The following is a 266-nucleotide window of genomic DNA, read 5'->3' on the forward strand; positions in this document are numbered from 1 at the left end:
TCGGCCAGCCATGCCTGGACCCATGCCAGGAGTCGGTGTGCCACGGTGCGTACGTGTTGGGCGGTCTCCTGGGCTGCTGCGATCGTTCCGGCGGGATGGCCGCCGCTGCCGCTGCTGGTGCTGGTGGGGTGGTCTTCGTTGTTGGTGTGCCAGTGGTGGACGCTGAGGATCGCTGTGTGTGGCGGGGGAGCGCCGGTGTCCAGAGTGTGGATCAAGGACGCCAGGTCGTCATGGGTATCGACAGGAACACCGGTGCCGGACAACGC

The 266-nt window shown here is 66.9% G+C and carries 1 protein-coding gene; it reads right to left on the reverse strand.

The genetic code is table 11. The features are described 5' to 3' along the window. Positions 1-215, reverse strand: a 215-nt coding sequence (locus tag AC5P1B_RS35955; protein WP_493892239.1) for a hypothetical protein, incomplete at its 3' end; no start/stop codon positions are given. Positions 216-266 lie beyond the last annotated feature (51 nt).

It is taken from the genome of Streptomyces sp. A01, from assembly GCF_059026195.1.